Here is a 19,717-nt window from a genome sequence, read left to right as displayed (position 1 = left end):
TCTAAAAAAATACGTCGGAGAAGAAGCGTCTTGAGCGACCCCTTTAAACAAGCAGCCGGCAATAGAAAAGTCCTGACTGCCGATGAAACCGCCGAAGGCCGGCTCGACGCCTGGCTGACGGCGCAGGTTGGCGAGGAATTTTCACGCAGCCGCATCAAGGCGCTGATCAAGGACGGCCAGGTTTTTCTGCGCGGAGAACCCGTCACCGACCCGCAGCGCAAGGTGCGCACCGGCGATAGTTTCGAGATCACGCTGCCCGAGCCGGAAGACCCGACGCCGCAGGGCGAGGACATCCCGCTCGTTATCCTCCATGAGGACGACGACGTCATCGTCATCTCCAAGCCTTCCGGTCTCGTCGTCCATCCCGGTCCCGGCAATTGGACAGGAACGCTGGTCAACGCACTGATCCACCATTGCGGCGATACGCTCTCCGGCATCGGCGGCGTGCGCCGCCCCGGCATCGTCCACCGTCTCGACAAGGACACGACAGGGGTCATGGTCGTCGCCAAGAACGACATCGCCCATCGCCACCTCTCGCTTCAATTTGCCGACCACGGCCGCACCATGCCGCTGGAGCGGGCCTACCAGGCAGTCGTCTGGGGCCGGCCGCGCTCGCTGACGGGCACCGTCGACGCGCCGCTCGGCCGCGCCACCGGCGATCGCACGCGCCGCGCCGTCAAGCGCCCCGACAGTCATGACGCCGACGAGGCGATCACGCACTACACGGTGGTCGAACGCTTCCACGAAAAGCCGGACGCCACCGCGTTCGCCTCGCTGGTCGAGTGCCACCTCGAAACCGGGCGCACCCACCAGATCCGTGTCCACATGGCCCATATCGGCCATCCGCTGCTCGGCGACACGGTTTACGGCGCCGGCTTCAAGACCAAGGTCAATCTTCTGCCCGAAGAGATCCGTAAGGTCGTCAACGGTTTCGACCGCCAGGCGCTGCATGCCTTCATGCTGCAGTTCGAGCATCCCCGCACCGGCGAAATCATGCATTTCGAAGTGCCGCTGCCGGATGATATGGTGGAATTGGTCGAGGCACTGCGGCGATAGAGACCCCTCTTCCAACTCACACCTGCGTGAGCGGCACCCTTGAACCGCCGTTTCGCCACACTTATCTGTATATGGATTTAGTGCGGGCTCACAGTAGAGCCGCACGTCCCGGTTTGCCTTTTTTAACGCGAGAACGCGTTTCCATCGGGAGCCGGAATTCACTTTAGGAGGGTGCACTATGGCCCGAAATACCTTGCCGTCCATTACCGCCGGCGAAGCCGGTCTCAATCGTTACCTCGACGAAATCCGCAAATTCCCGATGCTCGAGCCGCAGCAGGAATACATGCTCGCCAAGCGTTATGCCGAGCATGGCGATCGCGACGCCGCCCACAAGCTGGTCACCAGCCATCTTCGCCTCGTCGCGAAGATCGCGATGGGTTATCGCGGCTACGGCCTGCCGATCGGCGAAGTCGTCTCCGAGGGCAATGTCGGCCTGATGCAGGCCGTCAAGAAGTTCGATGCCGAGCGCGGCTTCCGCCTCGCCACCTACGCCATGTGGTGGATCAAGGCCTCGATCCAGGAATATATCCTGCGCTCGTGGTCGCTGGTAAAGATGGGCACGACCGCCAACCAGAAACGCCTGTTTTTCAACCTGCGTCGGCTGAAAGGCCGCATCCAGGCGATCGACGACGGCGACCTGAAGCCGGAGCACGTCTCGGAAATCGCCACCAAGCTGAACGTCTCGGAGGAGGAGGTCATTTCGATGAACCGCCGCCTTTCCGGCGACGCTTCGCTGAACGCGCCGATCAAGGCTGCCGAAGGTGATAGCGGCCAATGGCAGGATTGGCTGGTGGACGACCATGACAGCCAGGAAGACGTGCTGATCGAACAGGATGAGCTCGACACCCGGCGGCGCATGCTGGCAAAAGCGATGAGCGTGCTGAACGAGCGCGAACGCCGCATCTTCGAGGCTCGCCGCCTCGCCGAGGATCCGGTGACCCTGGAAGACCTTTCGACCGAATTCGACATCAGCCGCGAACGCGTCCGCCAGATCGAGGTCCGCGCCTTCGAAAAGGTGCAGGATGCGGTCCGCAAGGAAGCGCTGGAACGCGCCAAGGCCGTCCGCGTCGTCGAAGCCACGGCATAAACCTGCCGCGTGATAGAATTGAAGAAGGCGGGTCCTTGCGGCCCGCCTTTTCTGTTTCATTCGCTTTTCGCAGCCTCGTCAGCCGCCAAAGTCCGATAAAGTTGGCATTGCGGAAAAAACCATCACTGGCTCGTCGACACATCCCCGAGGGCGGTCCATTCCTTGATCGCGGTGTTGAAGGCGTTCGTTCCGGTGTCGCCCTTTTCCATCGTCAGCAGCGCGCGGCGGCCGTTGCGATAGGTGATCGGCATATCGATCCAACTACGGGTCGCCATCAGGTCGAGATTGGCCTTGCGCGCATCGGGATAGTCGTTGAGCGCGATCATGTGGAAATCGTCGGTGATTTTGGCCGGAACCGCAATCAGCGCGTCACCACGGTCCTGCTCCGTGCGCTTCATCGAGATGCGCTGGACGCTGTCGATGCTGCCGCCTTCGAAATTCGGCGGCACCGAGAAGACCACCTCGACGAGATGGCTTGCCGGCAGCGACGGATCGGAATTGCGCTTGAAGGTGATGAGAGCCGAGAGATTGCGCTCGGGCACGCTGACATTGCCCTGCACCGTCGCCTCCTGCCGTCCGCCCTGACCGGCCTCGTGCTGCACACTCCAGACGACCGATCCCTCGATTGCCGTCGGCGAGCTCTGGCCGATGCGCTCCTCATAGAGGAACATCTTTTGCGACGAACCAACGGGCGCGGTCTGCTGCGGCGATGCCGCCGGACCGTTCGGCGTCAGCGTTTCGGCGGGTGCCGCATCGCCCTGTGCGCTGGCAGCCGGCGTATCGGCTGCCGCGACGTTCTGCTCGGCGACCGATTTTCCTTCTGCCGTCGGCGTTCCCGGCACCGTGGCCGGTCCGCTGTCGACCTCTGTCCCATCGGTCAGCAGCCGCTGAGTGAATTTCGAATTGGCCGGGGCGCCGTCATTGTTCATTGACGCCACCTGCGGGTTCGGGTTCGGCTGCGGCGGTGCCACTGGCGTATTCTGCGCTCCTGGCGTGGTCGGCTGAGCAGGCGTCGCTGGCTCAGGCTGGGCAGGCGTCGCGGAGCCAGCCGGCGGTGTTGCCGCCTCGTTCCGGGTCGCCTGCGACGGTGCCGAACTGACAAGCCCGTCGACCATCGCCACCAGCGCCTCTCTGTTCATCCAGCCGGCATAGGCGCCGCCACCGATCAGGATGAGGGCGAAGAGGAGCGTGATCACGGTGCCGAGGCCGAAGCGACGGCGCTTCGGCTCCATCCGGAAATTCTTGCCCTGCAGCTTGGACGCAACAATCTGATCGATATCCATCGCCGGATTGGAGTCATCGTCGTCAGCGGCGACCGAACCGCGACGGTCGTAGCCGCGCAGCGCCTTCGCCTCGCGCCAGTCCTCGCTCGGCGCGGCGCTGGCAGGCGCCGGCTTGCCGTTGTGCACTTCTGCGAAGATATCGACATCGTCGAAATGCGAAGCGACCGGCGTCTTCTTATTGCTGCCGGCCTCGATCGGCGGCAGATCGTCGAAAGCGGCCGTCTCCCAGGAGAAACTTTCCTTGGCAGCCGGCATGACGGCGGCGGGGGCCGCATTTTCGAGGCTCGATATCACCTCCTCGAAGGCGCGCGCCGAAGCATCCGCGGTGATCGGCGCCGTCTGCGAATATTGCCTGAGTTCCTCTTCCGCCCATTCGGTCTCCGCATCTTTGGGCGCCGGAGCCGGCGTCTCGGCGGCGGGCTCGGCCCAGACGGGATCGAAATGCGCCACGGCGTCGGCCTGCAGCGGCTCCTCGCGGCTGTGCTCGACGAACTCCTGCGGGCGATCGAAATCGGCGACCGGCTCAACCAGCCGGTTCGACGCGTGATCTATGCCACGCGTGACCGGCTGAAGCGGCTCGGCGGGCTCGTAAGCCTCCTCGACTTCCGGCTCGTCAGCCTCCACCGCCACCGGTTCCGCCGCAACCTCTTCGGCTTCCGCAGGATGCTGCTCGTCCGCATGATAGTCGCCGGCCTGTTCGTCGTGATCCCCGACGGGCGGCTCCCAGCCGTCATGTTCGGCCGGCACATCCTCGGCAGCGACGTCGCGCGCCTCGCTGGCATGCCATTCCTCGGCCGGCGCTTCCTCCTCATGCGAGGGATGCCAGTATGTCTCGGCGGAAGCAGGAGCTTCCGCGGGAACAGGAGTTTCCGCGGGAACGGATGCTTCCGCGGAAAGGGGTTCCTCGGCAGCGACCTCTTCCTCAGCTTCCTCGGGCGAGGCAGCTTCCACGTGACCGGGCTCGTCGGCGGCCTCGGCCGCTTGCGGCTCGGCATAGGCTTCGTCAACCGGCTCCTCGACATCAGTCTCCGGCACAGGCGCCGGTTCGCTTTCGTCGTGAAGCGCTTGTTCTTCTGCGGAATCCAGCGCGGTGGCGGCGGCAACAGGCTCGTCGAGCGACAGCGCCTCGGAGTGTTCACCTTCCACTTCGCGGATGGCGGCCTCGAGCTTTTCGAGCTGGCGTTGCAGCATGGCTTCCGGCGGACGCGGCTTCATGTTCTCGAGCTGCCGCTGCACTGCGCCGCGGGCACGTTCGTAGACCTTCACCCGCATTTCGGGGGTATTTTCAGCCAAGCCGTCGACGGCCCGCCGAATAACTGCAATAAAATCCGCCATCAGTACTTTCTCAAGAAGTCCGGTACCCTACCGAACCATCCTCCACAGTGACCCGTGAGCTTAATCCTCAAACGGATCGGTCACAAGTATCGTGTCATCCCGCTCCGGGCTGGTGGAAAGGAGCGCGACAGGCGCCCCGATCAGCTCTTCGACCTGGCGAACATACTTGATCGCCTGTGCCGGCAGGTCCGCCCAACTGCGGGCGCCGACGGTCGATTCCTTCCACCCTTCCAGCGTGATGTAGATCGGTTCGACCCTAGCTTGCGCTCCCTGGCTTGCGGGAAGATGATCAATCTGTTCGCCGTCGAGCATATAGCCGACGCAGATCTTCAATTCCTCGAGGCCATCGAGCACGTCGAGCTTGGTGAGCGCGATGCCGGTGATGCCGTTGGTGGCGATCGATTGGCGCACCAGCGCGGCGTCGAACCAGCCACAGCGCCGCTTGCGTCCGGTCACCACGCCGAACTCATGACCTTTTTCGCCCAGGAACTCGCCGATCGCGTCCTTCAGCTCGGTCGGGAACGGGCCTTCGCCGACGCGTGTCGTATAGGCCTTGGTGATGCCGAGGATATAGCCGAGCGAGCCGGGACCCATGCCGGAACCGGCCGCGGCCTGACCGGCCACGGTGTTCGACGACGTCACGAAGGGATAGGTGCCGTGGTCGATATCGAGCAGGCTGCCCTGTGCACCTTCGAAGAGGATGCGGGAGCCCTTGCGGCGCTCCTTGTCGAGGAAGAGCCAGACGGTGTCACGGAACGGCAGCACCCGATCGGCGATCGAAGTCAGCTCTTCCATGATCGCTTCATGGCTGACTTCGGCGACGCCGAGGCCGCGGCGAAGCGCATTGTGGTGCGTCAGAATACGGTCGACCTTGCCGGAAAGGCTTTCGAGATCTGCAAGATCCATGACGCGGATGGCGCGGCGGCCGACCTTGTCTTCATAGGCCGGACCGATGCCGCGGCGTGTCGTGCCGATCTTGGTGCCGCTGTTCGACGCAGCATCCTCGCGCATCGCGTCGAGCTCGCGGTGCAGGGAAAGAATGAGTGTCGCATTGTCTGCGATGCGCAGGTTGTCAGGCGTAACCGTCACGCCCTGCGCCTCCAGCCGGCCGATCTCGGCGATCAGCGCATGCGGATCGACGACGACGCCGTTGCCGATTACCGCCATCTTGCCCGGGCGCACGACGCCGGACGGCAAGAGCGAAAGCTTATAGCTCGTGCCGTCGATGACGAGCGTATGGCCGGCATTGTGTCCGCCCTGATAGCGCACAACGATATCCGCACGCTCCGAAAGCCAGTCGACAATCTTGCCCTTGCCTTCGTCACCCCATTGCGAACCGACCACGACTACGTTCGTCATCCAACTCTTCCTGTTACCGGCGCTGAACCGCGCACCTGCTCAAACCCGCGCATCTATAAAGCTTTGTTTTTTGGAAAGCGACCCTGTTGTCACAGTAGATTGGGCTTTTTACGTGACAAATCAGCAGCCGGCAGGCTATTGCCCGTCACAAAACGCCGGACGACGACCGCAGAAAGACGGGAAGAACGCTCTTGCAAGCCACGGCCTATATCTGCCTCGTTATCGCCACCCTCTGCTGGGGCGGCAATTCCGTCGCCGGCAAACTCGCGCTCGGGCATGTCAGCCCGATGATGCTGACCTTCCTGCGCTGGTTCCTCGCCGTGGCGGTGATCGTCGCCATTTCGGTGCCGCAACTGCGCAAGGACTGGCCGGTGGTCAGGAAGAACCTACCGCTGCTGCTGTTCTACGGCGTCATCGGCTACACGCTTTTCAACGCGATGCTTTATTCGGCCGTGCAATATACGACGGCGATCAACGTCGCCATCGAGCAGGCCGGCATCCCGATGCTGATCTTCCTGCTGAATTTCATGTTCTTCCGCACCGGCATCTCGCTGGCGCAATGTCTCGGCTTCGGCATGACGCTGATCGGCGTTGCTCTGACCGCCGCCCATGGCGACCTCACAACGCTGCTGCAATTGAGCCTTAACCGCGGCGACGGACTGATGCTGATCGCCATTGCCGCCTATTCGGTCTACACGATCTTCCTGCGCTGGAAGCCGCCACTCGACTGGCGAACGCTGATGGCGGTCCCGGCGCTTGGCGCCATGCTGACCTCGCTGCCGCTGCTCATCTGGGAGGCCGAACGCGGCGCCGCACAGTGGCCGGACCAGGCCGGTTGGGTCATCACGCTCTATACGGCGATCTTCCCCTCGCTGGTGGCGCAGATCCTCTATATCAAGGGTGTCGTAGCCATCGGCGCCAACCGGGCCGGGCTGTTCATCAATCTCGTGCCGGTATTCGGGACGCTGCTCTCCGTAGCTCTGATCGGCGAGACGCTGCAGTCCTTCCATGTCATCGCGCTGGTACTGACTTTGGGCGGCATCGCAATCGCCGAAAAGGGCCGGCCGAAAGCCTCGGCTCCGACCGTAACCGCCTCACCTCTGGATTAGGCCCTAACCAAGCTCCAGCGTCGTCACACCGAAGACGTGTTTCAGCGGGATGGCCGGCGCCGGCCCGCGATACATGCGCGTCGTCTCGAACACCGGTTGAAGGCCGAGGCCTTCGGCAAGCGCGACCGCCTCGTGGTTCTCCGCCGGAATGTCGATGAAGATCGCAGCCCCCTTCGCCTCGGGGATCAATTCGGCAAGCAGCGCCGCGGCGCTGTCGGCATCGTTGGCAAAGAGCGGGCCGATCTTGTAGCCCTCGTAGCAGCGGCGGATCGTGCCGTAACCGCGGATCTTGCCGCTCTTACGCACCACCGCCGAGCGACGGCCCTTGCGGCCGGTGCACCAGGCGGCAAGAAAGGCATCGCGCGGCTGCGGAAAGATCGCCGAATCATACCGCTGCAGGCCTTCGAGACGCGAATCGAGCACCGGCTGCGCGACCAGCGTCGAAACCGGCAAGGAGGTGGCGACACCGCCGTAGCGAATGGTGGAAGAGGCAGGCTCGAAGCCCGCCTTGCGGTAATTGTCCTGTTGTGCGGCAACGCCGTCGAGACCGATCGTCCGGTCTCCCGCGCTGGCGATGCCGGCCTCCCAGATCGCCTTGCCGTAACCCTTGCCGCGGAAATCGGGATGGACGATGTAGAGGCCCAGGAAGGCAAAACTCTCGCCATACTTGACGACCGAGATCGATCCGACGGGGACTTCACCGATGGAGCCGACGAAAAATCCCGACGGATCGGCCTCGAGAAATGCAAGCGAATCATCGAGGCCCGGGTTCCAGCCCTCCTGACGCGCCCATTCGAGTACGAGTTCCAGTTCGCCGGGCCGCATCGAACGAACGGCAAATTCCGAATTCATGCGACCTTCCCAGATTGAATGTCCCGCAAGTCCATCCCAGCAACGGCAAAGCAATTGTCAGGCCCCAAGCGCCCCGATTGCATCTGTCAATGATGGAGAACCGCGCTCATGGTGTTGACGACGCGTATAATCATTTTTCGATGCAATGCAGAAAGCTTCGTTTCCGCCTTACCATGAAACAATGCGGTTGCAAGCTCAAGCAAATTACTTGTGTCCCATTTATCTTCCTGCCGCGGCAAATAAAGTGCCGCGCCGACAGGATATCGCCTGCCTGATCCGAAAGGCGAGGAGAGCATTCCGGCCGAAATCATTTTCGCCAGCCGGCAAAAAGGATCACCGGCCGTTCAACCGCCCGTCGCGGTCTTCTGCTTTTCGATGCCGCTCGCCGTCGATGCGAAAAGACGGTCGGTCTCTGCGGCCGGGGCGGGATAACCGAAGGCATAACCCTGCAGGCCGTCGCAGCCGAGCTGCGCCAGCACGACGGCATGCGCCTCGGTCTCGATGCCCTCGGCGATCACCTCGACATCGAGCGCCTTGGCGATTTCCACGATCGACCCCACCACCCGCCGCTGCTCGGCGGAGCTGACGACCTCGGTGACGAGCTGCCGGTCGATCTTCAGCCGCTTCGGCCGCAGCTTGACGAGACCGATGAGCGAGGCATGGCCCGATCCGAAATCATCGATCTCGATGTCGATGCCCATCTGTTTGATATCGCCGATATGCTCGAGCAGTTTTTCGTCGCTGTCGTCGAGAAAAATCGTTTCGACCAGTTCGAAAACGATCACACCGGGCGGGATGTCGAGTTTCCTCAGCTTGTTGAGCAATGCCGGATCGGCAAGGCGCGACGCCGAGATATTGACGGCGATGCGCGGAACCGCAAAGCCGCGCAACAGCCAGAACAGCCGGTCTTGGAGAACGTTTTTGAGGATCGCCGCGTCGATCTCCGCCGCAAGTCCGTGCTCATCGGCAATCTTCAGGAATATCCCCGGGGCGAGCACACCCTTTTCCGGATGTTTCCACCGCGCCAGCGCCTCGAAGCCGATGACCTCCCGTGTCCTAGCGTCGAGCTGCACCTGATAATAGGGAACGATCTCTCCGCGCTCCAGCCCGAGCTTCAGCTCTTCGGCTAGCCGGCGCTTGGCCCGCAGATCCTCCTGCAGTTGCCGCGTGAAGAATTCGACGCGATTGCGCCCGAGCTTCTTGGCCTGGTAGAGCGCCAGGTCGGATTCGGCCAGCAGGTTGCGCGCTCGCCGATCGCCGCTCCAGGATACGCCGATCGAGGCGCCGGATTGCAGCATCTCCTGACCGAAGCGGATCTTCTTGCGCAATCGGCGCTGGAGGTCCTCGGTGATCAGCTTCAGTTCCGTGAGATCGGTGAAATTCACCAGCACGATGACGAATTCATCGCCGCCGACGCGGGCGACCATGCCATTCGCGGGAATGGCAGCGGTAATGCGAAGAGCTGCCGCCCTGAGCACGGCGTCTCCGGCCGCATGACCGTGGCTGTCGTTGATCTGCTTGAATTGGTCGAGGTCGAGATGCAGGACCGCGAGCGTCGTGATGCTCTTGTCGGCCGGCAGCTCCGCGAGCCGCTTGTCGAGAAGGCGCCGGTTCGACAAGCCGGTGAGATAATCGTGATCGGCGACATGCTCGATGCGCGCATTGCTTTCCTCGAGCGCCAGCGCTCTCGCCTCGGCCACCAGCTTCTGCCGCGCCAGCTCCGCGTTGAGCTGTACGTCGGCAGTCACATCCCATTCGGCGCCGATGAAGGAAGGCGACCCCTCCGCATCCACGTAGAAATGCGCGCGCGAGCGCAGATGGCGGATTTCGCCGCTCGGCAGCACGATCCGGAATTGCGAATTATAGGCGCCCCGTGTCGCAATCGCGTGGTCGAAGTCGCGTTCGGCCTGCTCGCGATCGTCGGGATGGATGGCATTCGACCAGAGCCATGCCGGCACCTCCCGGAACGACTCGCCGGTCTCGTAGAGCCGGTGCATCTGCGCGTCCCATAAGATCCCGTTCTTCGCGATACTGTGCTCCCAGACACCGATCCGCGATGCATCGAGAGCGAGTTCGAGCCGGCGCAGAAGATCCTGAAACTCTTGTTCGGATCGTGTGGGTTTATTTTCTGGCAACGCGGTCTAGCCTTAGAAGCTTGCATAACTGCAATATGGTCTCAGGCCGGCATTAATGAAGCCTTGTCTTGATGATCGAACTCGTGACTAGGTGAACTGTTCGTTACGACTTTCCCCTTTTGGATCAAGGAACTTGCAGTCTACCGTATCTCGAGATCAATGGTTGTGCCGCGGCGGGTTTTTCGCGATCCGGCGGAATTCCGTCGCCCCCTCCAGCACCGCGCCGTCCGACAATTGCGTGACCGTTCGACGGTAGATCTGCTGCCACGGCGTCGCATCCGCCGGTACCGGCGGAATACCCTCACCCTTGCGCCGTTCGATCTCGGCGTCATCGACCAGCATGTCGCAGCGCCCCTCGTTGAAGTCGATGCGGATGATGTCGCCGCTACGAAGCCAGGCGAGGCCGCCGCCGGCCGCACTTTCCGGCGAGGCGTTGAGGATAGAGGGACTGTCCGCCGTGCCCGATTGGCGACCGTCGCCGATCGTCGGCAGGCTGCGGATACCACGCTTTAGGAGGTGATCCGGTGGCTGCATGTTGACGACCTCAGCCGAACCCGGCCAGCCGATCGGCCCGGCGCCGCGGATGACGAGGATGGTATTCTCGTCGATGCCGAGTTCGGGTTCATTGATGCGCTTGTGATAGTCCTCGGAACCGTCGAAGACCACCGCCCTGCCCTCAAAGACGCCTTCGTGCCCGGGTTCCTGAAGATAGCGCCGGCGGAAATCCTCTGAGACGACGCTCATCTTCATGATGGCGAAATCGAAGAGATTGCCCTTGAGAACGAGGAAGCCCGCCCGCTCCTTCAGCGGCTCGGCGAATGGCTTGATGACTTCGCGGTCGCGCGCTTGCCTGCCCTCCAGGTTCTCGGCCATCGTCCTGCCGGTCACCGTGCGACAGTTACCATCGAGTTTCCCCACTTGCAGCAGTTCCCACATGATCGCCGGCGTGCCGCCGGCGCGATGATAGCGCTCGCCAAGATAGACGCCGGCCGGCTGGACATTGGCCAGCAGCGGGATATCGAAGCCGTGCACCTGCCAGTCGTCCGGATGGAGTTCGACGCCGGCGTGCTTGGCCATCGCAGCCAGATGCGGCTGCGCGTTGGTCGAGCCGCCGATCGCCGAATTGGTGCGGATCGCATTGAGGAAAGCCTCGCGCGTCAGGATGTCCGACGGCTTCAGATCCTCGAACACGATCTCGACGGCGCGCCGCCCGGTGCGGTAGGCCATCTGGCCGCGCTCACGGTAGGCGGCCGGAATGGCGCCGCAGCCTGTCAGCGAAAGACCGAGCGCTTCGGCCAATGCATTCATCGTCGAAGCGGTGCCCATCGTATTGCAATGGCCGACGGAGGGAGCCGAATCGAGTGCGGCCTGCAGGAATTCTTCCCGGTCGATCTCACCTGCCGCATATTTTCGCCGCATCCGCCAGATCACCGTGCCGGAGCCGGCCAGTTCCCCTTCATGCCAGCCGTCGAGCATCGGGCCGCCGGAGAGCACGATCGCCGGAATATCGACCGTCGAAGCCGCCATGATCGCCGAAGGTGTGGTCTTGTCGCAGCCGGTGGTCAGCACAACGCCGTCGAGCGGATAGCCGTAGAGGATCTCGACGAGACCGAGATAGGCGAGGTTGCGGTCGAGTGCGGCCGTCGGGCGCTTGCAATTCTCGAAGATCGGATGCGTCGGAAACTCGATTGGAATGCCACCGGCGTCGCGGATGCCGTCGCGCACGCGTTTGGCAAGTTCGACATGCACCCTGTTGCAAGGCGTGAGATCGCTGCCGCTCTGGGCAATCCCGATGATCGGCTTGCCGGAGCGCAGCTCTTCCGGCGTGATGCCGTAATTCATGAAACGCTCGAGATAGAGCGCCGCCATGTCGATATGATCGGGATTGTCGAACCAATCTTGCGAGCGCAGGCGCCGCTGCGGCGAATGGCTGTCCGTCACTGCTTTCCTCCCGGCCGGCCGTTCTTCTCTTCGAGATGGAGAAGCAGGCCGCTGTGATCCTTTTCGCCATTGCCGTTGGCGACGAATTCGCTGAATTCGGCATGCACCGCCGCCGTCAGCGGCAGCGTCAGCGACAGGGTCTTGGCCGTCGCCATGGCGGCGTTCAGATCCTTCAGCTGGTTGCTGGACGAACCGCCTGGAGTAAACTGCCGCTCGACCATGCGCTTGCCGTGGAGTTCCAGGATGCGGCTCTCGGCAAAGCCGCCGCGAATGGCGTCTCGGAAGGCCGCCGGCGAGCCGCCGCCCGCCTCGATCAGCAACATCGCTTCGGCGACGGCGCCGATCGTCACGGCAACGATCTGCTGGTTGGCGAGCTTGGCGAGCTGGCCCGCCCCGCTCGGACCGACGCGGGTTACCCGCCCCATCGGCGCAAAGACATCCGCAAGTCCGTCGATCACGTCCTTGTCGCCGCCCGCCATGATCGCGAGCGTACCGGCTTCCGCCCCGACGACACCGCCGGATACCGGCGCATCGACATGCTGGATGCCGAGTTCGGCAAGCCTCGCCGAATGATCGCGGGCGAAATGCGGGGCAATCGAACTCATGTCGATGACGGCGGTGCCCGGCGCCATCGCATCGGCCGCGCCCCGGTCGAACAACACGTCCTCCACCGCCCCGGCATTGGTCAGCATGGTGATGACGACGTCGGCGCCGGAAACGGCATCCGCAGGTGTTTTCACGCAAACCGCGCCGTCTTCCGCAAGCGCCTCGGCCTTGCTGGAATCGCGATTCCAGACGATGACGGCAAAGCCTCCGGCAAGCAGCCGGCGAGCCATGGGCGCCCCCATCAGGCCGGTGCCGAGAAAGGCGATCCGCCTGCCGTCATGACCTTTTCTCGAACTCGTCATTCAGTCCTCCCAAACCGTTGTCCACCTTTGATAGTCCCCTCGTTCCGCGATGCAAACCGTTTTGACGGACGTAGCGCATTTTTATCGAACGCCCCAAACGATACGGGCGAGAACCGAAGTTCCCGCCCGATTTACTCGACAAAGGAAGGTTGAATTCCGTTTATTCCGCCGCGAGCCGGATAACCTCCGCCTCTTCTTCCTTGTGTTCGTCCGGCTTGTGCTGGACGAGCGGACGGTTGCCCGTCAGCCGCCGCAGCAGCACGTAGAAAACCGGCGTCATGAAGATGCCGAAGAAGGTCACGCCGATCATACCCGAGAAGACCGCGACCCCCATGGCGGCGCGCATTTCCGAGCCGGCGCCTGTGGAGACGACGAGCGGCACGACGCCCATGATGAAGGCGAGCGAGGTCATCAGGATCGGGCGAAGGCGAAGGCGGCTGGCCTCGATCGCGGCCTCCCGCGGTGTCCTTCCCTCGAACTCCAGTTCGCGGGCGAATTCCACGATGAGGATCGCGTTCTTCGCCGATAGGCCGACAAGGACGACAAGACCGATCTGAGTGAAGATGTTGTTGTCTCCACCCGTGAGCCAGACGCCCGTCAGTGCGGCCAGAACGCCCATCGGCACGATCATGATGATCGCAAGCGGCAGCGTCAGGCTTTCATACTGGGCGGCCAGCACGAGGAAAACGAGCAGCAGAGCCAGGGGGAAGACGACAATGCTCGAATTGCCGGCAAGGATCTGCTGATAGGTCAGATCCGTCCATTCGAAGTCGATGCCCGCCGGCAGGGTCTCGTGAAGGATCTTCTCGATTGCCGCCTGCGCCTGGCCGGACGAGAAGCCCGGTGCCGGACCGCCGTTGATATCGGCAGCGAGGAAGCCGTTGTAGCGGTTCGCACGCTCCGGACCAGTGCTTGGCTCCACCTTCAGCAGCGCCGAAAGCGGGATCATCTCGCCCGATGCCGAACGGACCTTCAACTGCCCGATGTCTTCCGGCTGGGCGCGGAATTTCGCATCGGCCTGCACACGGACGCTGTAAGTGCGGCCGAAGGCGTTGAAATCGTTCACATAAAGCGAACCGAGATAAATCTGCAGCGTCTGGAAGACGTCGGTGACGGAAACCCCGAGCTGCTCGGCCTTGGCGCGGTCGAGATCGGCATAGAGCTGCGGCACGTTGATCTGGAAGCTGGAGAACAGCCCCGCAAGCTCAGGCGTCTGGTAGGCCTTTGCAAGCACTGCCTTCGTGGCCTCGTCGAGCGCCTGGTTGCCGAGGCCGGCACGATCCTCGATCTGCAGCTTGAAGCCGCCTGTCGTGCCGAGACCATTGACCGGCGGCGGCGGGAACATGGCGATGAAGGCATCCTGGATGGCGCCGAATTTCTGGTTCAGCGCCATAGCGATTGCGCCGCCCGAGAGATCCGGCGTCTTGCGCTCTTCGAAGTCCTTCAGCGTCACGAAGACGATGCCGGCATTCGAGGAGTTGGTGAAGCCGTTGATCGACAGCCCCGGGAAGGCGATCGCATTGGCAACGCCCGGCTGCGCCAGCGCGATATCGGTCATGCGCTTGATGACGTCTTCCGTGCGGTCGAGGCTTGCAGCATCCGGCAACTGGGCGAAGCCGATCAGATACTGCTTGTCCTGAGACGGCACGAAGCCGCCGGGGACCGTGCTGAACATGCTGTAGGTCGCACCAACCAGCGCCAGATAGATCACCATGACGATGCTTTTGCGCGACAAGAGCCCACCCACGCCCTTGCCGTAGGCATTCGAACCCGCGCCGAAGACACGGTTGAAGCCGCGGAAGAACCAGCCGAAGATGGCGTCCATGAATCGCGTCAGCCAGTCCTTCGGCTGATCATGGCCCTTCAGGAGAAGAGCAGCCAGCGCCGGAGAGAGCGTCAGCGAGTTGAAGGCCGAGATGACGGTCGAGATTGCGATCGTCAGCGCGAACTGGCGATAGAACTGTCCCGACAGGCCGGAGATGAAGGCGAGCGGGACGAAGACGGCGACGAGGACCAGCGCGATCGCAACGATCGGACCGGAGACTTCCTTCATCGCCTTGTAGGTCGCAGCCCGTGGCGACAGGCCATGTTCGATATTGCGCTCGACGTTTTCCACCACCACGATCGCGTCGTCGACAACGATACCGATCGCAAGCACCAGCCCGAACAGACTGAGCGCGTTGATCGAGAAGCCGAAGACATACATGACCGCGAAGGTACCGATGATCGATACCGGAACCGCGATCAGCGGAATGATCGAGGCGCGCCACGTCTGCAGGAACAGGATGACGACGAGGACGACGAGCGCAATGGCTTCGAGCAGCGTGTCGATGACCTTCTCGATCGAGGCGCGTACGAACTTCGTCGTATCGTAGACGATCTCGTATTTGACGCCCTGGGGCATGGCGAGCTGCAGCTGGTCCATGGTGGCGCGCACATTGTCCGCGATCTCGATCGCGTTCGAACCAGGCGCCTGAAGGACGGCAACGGCAACGGCCGGCTTGCCGTCAAGCAGCGAACGCAACGTATAGTCCGCAGCACCGAGCTCGATGCGGGCGACATCGCGAAGGCGGGTGATCTCGCCATTGGCGCCCGTCTTGACGATGATGCTGCCGAACTCCTCGGGCGTGCGCAGACGGCCCTGGGCATTCACATTCAGCTGCAGGTCCACACCCGGCTGGCTCGGCGAAGCGCCGATGATGCCAGCGGCGGCCTGAACGTTCTGGGAGCTGATGGCGTTGCTGATGTCGCTGGCGGCGAGATCATGCTCGGCCGCCTTCTGCGGATCGATCCAGACCCGCATGGAATAGTCGCCGGCGCCGAAGACCTGCACCTGACCGACGCCTGCGATACGGGCGAGCCGATCCTTGATATTCAGCGTCGCGTAATTGCGAAGATAGGTAATGTCGTGATTGTCGCCGTCAGAGACGAGGTTGACGACCATGATGAAGTCGGGCGAGCTCTTGACCGTGGTGATACCGAGGGCCCGGACTTCCGACGGCAGCCGCGGTTCGGCTTGGCTGACGCGGTTCTGCACGAGCTGCTGCGCCTTGTCCGCGTCGGTGCCGAGCTTGAAGGTGACGGTCACGTTGAGCACACCGTCCGATGTCGCCTGGCTGGACATGTAGAGCATGCCCTCGACGCCGTTGATCTGCTCTTCGAGCGGCGTTGCCACCGTTTCCGCGATGACGGACGGATTGGCGCCGGGGTAGGTGGCGCGCACGACGATCGACGGCGGCACGACCTCCGGATATTCGGAAATCGGCAGCGCGCGCAGGCCGATCAAGCCGGCAACCAGGATGAGGACCGAAAGAACGCCGGCAAAGACCGGGCGGTCGACAAAGAATCTGGAGATGTTCATATCAAAGCCCTCTCCGGGGTGAACATGGATACAACGTCCCTCTCCGGCGGTTTGGGAGCCGCCGGCGGGTCATATCATTTCGGGTGTTGGCCTTCCCCCGGAGGGGAAGGCAAAGTCTTTACTGCGCGGTCGCGACCTTCTCTTCCATCTGAGGTGCGACGACGGCGCCTGGACGGATGCGCTGCAGACCGTTGACGACGATCTTTTCGCCGACGTTCAGGCCGCTTTCGACGACCCGCTGGCCGTCAGCCAGCGTGCCGAGCTGGACCTGCCGATAGGCGACCTTGTTCTCGCCATCGACGACGAAGACGAACTTCTTGTCCTGGTCCGTGCCGACGGCACGGTCGCTGATGACGATCTTGTTCTCGGCCTTCGGCTGGCCCATGCGCACCCGCACGAACTGGCCGGGGATGAGGCGTCCGCCCGGATTGTCGAAGACGGCCCGCACGCCGATCGTGCCGCTTGATGCATCCACCTCGTTGTCGATCAGCTGCAGCTTGCCCTTGATCGGGGTACCGCTGTCGGTCAGCGTGCCGACCTCGACCGGGATCTCTTCGACGGCAGGCAGGGCGCTGTCCGTCTGCGGAAGCTGGGCGAGCGCGCGCGTCACCATCTCTTCGCTGGCATTGAAGCTCGCATAGATCGGATCGACGGAAACGAGCGTCGTCAGCGCCGGCGAGGTCGAACCGGCCGCGACGAGGTTACCGGCGGTCACCTCGATCTTGCCGATGCGGCCGGAAACCGGAGCCCGCACCTCGGTGTAATCGAGATCGAGCTGGGCCGACTGCAGGGCGGCCTGCGCCGAACGCAGCCCCGCCTGAGCCTCGGCCAGTGAACTCTGGCGCTGATCGAGATCGCTCTGGGAGATGGTGCGATTGTCGGAAAGCCTGCGGCCGCGGTCGAGTTCGGTCTGAGCCAGACTGACCTTGGCTTCGGCCGAAGCGACCTGACCTTGCGCCTGCGCCACGCTCGCCTGGTAGGGGGCCGGGTCGATGGTGAAGAGCAGGTCGCCCTGCTTGACCAGCGCCCCTTCACGGAAAGCCACCGACAGGATGGCGCCGGCAACACGGGAACGCACCTGCACCCGGTCGACCGCTTCGAGACGGCCGGAGAAATTCTCCCAGGCCGTCACGTCGCGCGCCGCAACGACGGCAACCGTCACCGGCACAGCGGGAGCCTGCGCGGGGGCGGAAGCGGCCGTGGCGGTCGTGCTCATCGGCAGTTCGAAAAACAATGCGGCCCCGGAAACGGACGCAACAAGGCCTATGCCGGCGCCCAACAGGGCCCAGCGCTTACTTCTGGACGTCATGAGTACTCTCCTTGCGGCCCCAGGCCGCCGAAATATCAGGTCTTCTTCAATGCAATTGCGGTTGGACGCTTACGTCCCGAAGGAAGCTTCCGAAATGGCGGCTGACGTTTTCCTGCCAGTCGGGCGCTCCGTCGGATTTCCCACCATAAATCGAGGGCCAGCCCGTCCCGGCGGGAAGAACATGCTGGCGCACACCGACGCCGGCCTGTTTCAGGCGGGCACCGTAACCAATTGTTTCGTCGTGCAGAGGATCATCCTCCGCGGTGAATATCAGCGCCGGCGCGACGCCGGAAATACGCGAACAGAGGCACGGCGCCGCATAAGGATGGCAACCGCCGCCGCTCAGATAATGGCTCCAGCCTTCCGTCCAGCGCTGGCGCATGCCGATGGCCTCGGCCTTGCGGATCGACGACGTACCCATAAAGGGATCGAGCAGCGGCGAAATCAGCACCTGGCCGTCGAGCGCATCCGGCATCTGGTCGCGCGCCTTCAGCGCCACACCGGCAGCGACATTGCCGCCTGCCTCTTCGCCGGCAACGAAGAGCAGCGACTTGCGGTCGCCAAGACCGGCGCGTTTGTTGGCGAGATAAGTGAAAACCGAGAAAGAGACTTCCAGCGCCTGCGGAAACAGATTGCCGGACAGGCTGCTGTAGTCGGCGGCGACGACGATGGCGCCGGCCTTGGCCAGACTCATCGCCACCGGCCGGTCGACGTTCTTCTCGCTGTCGAGAAAGGCGCCGCCATGCAGGTAAAGCACGATCGGCGGCCCCTTGCCGTAATCGGCGCCCTGGTAGATGCGTGCGGAAACGGGGCCGATGGCCACCTTATCCAGCAACATATCTTTCCATTCCACCGTCATGCTTCCGGTCTCTTTGCGTCGGCCGCAGGCAGACAACAGCTGCCGCTTGCATTTTCCATAAAAAAGATATTGTTATTCCAACCAAGGAATAAGAAGCTATATCGCGATAACACTGTTCCAGATCTCGAACAATGGTGCAACGCAAACTGCGGATTTGAAACCGATGGATCAACTCTCGGCAATGCGCGTCTTCATTCGCGTCGTGGAGACGGGCAATTTCACCCGCGCCGCCGACATGCTCGCCATGCCCAAGGCAACAGTGACCAATCTCATCCAGGGCCTTGAGGCGCATCTGCGCACCAAGCTTTTGAATCGTACGACGCGCCGGGTCATGGTAACCACGGACGGCGCGCTTTATTACGAACGCGCCGCCCAGATTATTTCGGAGTTGGAAGAACTCGACGGCAGCCTCTCCAATTCACAAAGCCTGCCGAGCGGGCGGCTGCGCGTCGAGATGGCTGGTGCTTTCGCCGATTGGATCGTCGTTCCCGCACTCTGCGATTTTTATCAGCGTTATCCCGATATCCGCATCGACCTCGGTGTCGGCGACCGCACGGTCGACTATCTTGCGGAAAATGTCGACTGCGCGCTGCGCGCCGGCACGCCGGCCGACCAGTCATTGATTGCGCGACGCGTCTCCGAAGTCGAGATGATCACCTGTGCTTCGCCGAGCTATATCCAGAAATTCGGCATGCCCGAGCGGCCGGAGGATCTGGAGTCTGACCACTACTCCGTCAACTATTTCCGCGCCCAAAACAACCGAACGCTGCCCTTCGAATTTCGCCGGCGCGAGGAGGTGATCGAGACCAGTCCGCGTTACATCGCCTCGGTCAACGATAGCCGCACCTATCTGACAGCTGCATTGACGGGTCTCGGCATCGCGCAGGTGCCGATCTTCATGGCGCGCGAGCCGATTGCGAAGGGCGAGCTCGTGCGCGTGCTGCCGGATTGGCGCCGCGATGCGCTGCCGCTCTACGTCGTCTATCCCCCGAACCGCCATCTCAGTAACAAGGTGCGCGTCTTCGTCGACTGGCTGGTGAAGCTTCTGGGAGAGGCGAGACTGAACGACGTCTAAGCGCCAATACAAATACGGCCCGGAAGGCAGGGGAAAACCTTCGACGGG

General features: G+C 62.8%; 12 protein-coding genes and 1 pseudogene. 4 read left to right on the top strand and 9 right to left on the bottom strand.

Translation table 11 applies throughout. The features are described from left to right. Positions 1-30 precede the first annotated feature (30 nt). The gene (locus FHX10_RS00345; RefSeq protein WP_025554583.1) at positions 31-1,056 is read left to right on the top strand and encodes an RluA family pseudouridine synthase; all 1,026 of its coding nucleotides are present in this window, start codon (positions 31-33) and stop codon (positions 1,054-1,056) included. Between the two features lie 178 nt (positions 1,057-1,234). After that, positions 1,235-2,143: an RNA polymerase sigma factor RpoH gene (gene rpoH, locus FHX10_RS00340; RefSeq protein ID WP_018243318.1), complete on the top strand. Its 909-nt coding sequence runs from the start codon at positions 1,235-1,237 to the stop codon at positions 2,141-2,143. Positions 2,144-2,265: 122 nt separating this feature from the next. On the opposite strand, the gene FHX10_RS00335 is transcribed toward rpoH, so the two are convergent. Next, positions 2,266-4,761 (bottom strand): hypothetical protein, encoded by a 2,496-nt coding sequence (locus tag FHX10_RS00335; RefSeq protein ID WP_097623321.1) that lies wholly within the window; start codon positions 4,759-4,761, stop codon positions 2,266-2,268. A gap of 60 nt (positions 4,762-4,821) precedes the next feature. After that, on the bottom strand, positions 4,822-6,120 hold the full coding sequence (locus FHX10_RS00330; RefSeq protein WP_047618643.1) for an adenylosuccinate synthase: 1,299 nt from the start codon (positions 6,118-6,120) through the stop codon (positions 4,822-4,824). 191 nt (positions 6,121-6,311) lie between these two features. On the opposite strand from FHX10_RS00330, the gene FHX10_RS00325 reads away from it, so the two are divergent. Further along, entirely contained in the window at positions 6,312-7,229 is a 918-nt protein-coding gene (locus FHX10_RS00325) for a DMT family transporter (RefSeq protein WP_063474385.1), read from the top strand. A 3-nt stretch (positions 7,230-7,232) separates the two neighbouring features. Here the strand turns inward: FHX10_RS00325 and FHX10_RS00320 are convergent, their stop codons facing one another. The 7 genes and pseudogenes from FHX10_RS00320 to FHX10_RS00290 all read right to left on the bottom strand — a co-directional run bounded on the left by FHX10_RS00320 (position 7,233) and on the right by FHX10_RS00290 (position 18,594). Beyond that, positions 7,233-8,081 carry a GNAT family N-acetyltransferase gene (locus tag FHX10_RS00320; RefSeq protein ID WP_063474384.1) on the bottom strand — a complete coding sequence of 283 codons (849 nt, stop codon included), beginning with the start codon at positions 8,079-8,081 and terminating at the stop codon, positions 7,233-7,235. A 344-nt stretch (positions 8,082-8,425) separates the two neighbouring features. Next, positions 8,426-10,242: pseudogene (locus FHX10_RS00315) on the bottom strand (putative bifunctional diguanylate cyclase/phosphodiesterase). 130 nt (positions 10,243-10,372) lie between these two features. Beyond that, complete coding sequence (locus FHX10_RS00310) at positions 10,373-12,157, bottom strand: IlvD/Edd family dehydratase (RefSeq protein WP_047618635.1); 1,785 nt, start codon at positions 12,155-12,157, stop codon at positions 10,373-10,375. Then, entirely contained in the window at positions 12,154-13,065 is a 912-nt protein-coding gene (locus tag FHX10_RS00305; RefSeq protein WP_063474382.1) for an NAD(P)-dependent oxidoreductase, read from the bottom strand. Before FHX10_RS00305 ends, FHX10_RS00310 begins: the two co-directional genes overlap by 4 nt. Before the next feature lie 160 nt (positions 13,066-13,225). After that, the gene (locus tag FHX10_RS00300; protein WP_063474381.1) at positions 13,226-16,426 is read right to left on the bottom strand and encodes an efflux RND transporter permease subunit; all 3,201 of its coding nucleotides are present in this window, start codon (positions 16,424-16,426) and stop codon (positions 13,226-13,228) included. 118 nt (positions 16,427-16,544) lie between these two features. Further along, positions 16,545-17,735, bottom strand: a complete 1,191-nt coding sequence (locus FHX10_RS00295; protein WP_047618627.1) for an efflux RND transporter periplasmic adaptor subunit — start codon at positions 17,733-17,735, stop codon at positions 16,545-16,547. 46 nt (positions 17,736-17,781) lie between these two features. After that, positions 17,782-18,594 carry an alpha/beta hydrolase fold domain-containing protein gene (locus FHX10_RS00290; RefSeq protein ID WP_063474684.1) on the bottom strand — a complete coding sequence of 271 codons (813 nt, stop codon included), beginning with the start codon at positions 18,592-18,594 and terminating at the stop codon, positions 17,782-17,784. Positions 18,595-18,757: 163 nt separating this feature from the next. On the opposite strand from FHX10_RS00290, the gene FHX10_RS00285 reads away from it, so the two are divergent. Beyond that, the gene (locus tag FHX10_RS00285; RefSeq protein WP_047618625.1) at positions 18,758-19,669 is read left to right on the top strand and encodes a LysR family transcriptional regulator; all 912 of its coding nucleotides are present in this window, start codon (positions 18,758-18,760) and stop codon (positions 19,667-19,669) included. Positions 19,670-19,717 lie beyond the last annotated feature (48 nt).

Source organism: Rhizobium sp. BK591, assembly GCF_014195045.1.
Taxonomy (GTDB): domain Bacteria; phylum Pseudomonadota; class Alphaproteobacteria; order Rhizobiales; family Rhizobiaceae; genus Rhizobium; species Rhizobium anhuiense.
This window is presented reverse-complemented; position numbering and strand designations above follow the sequence as displayed.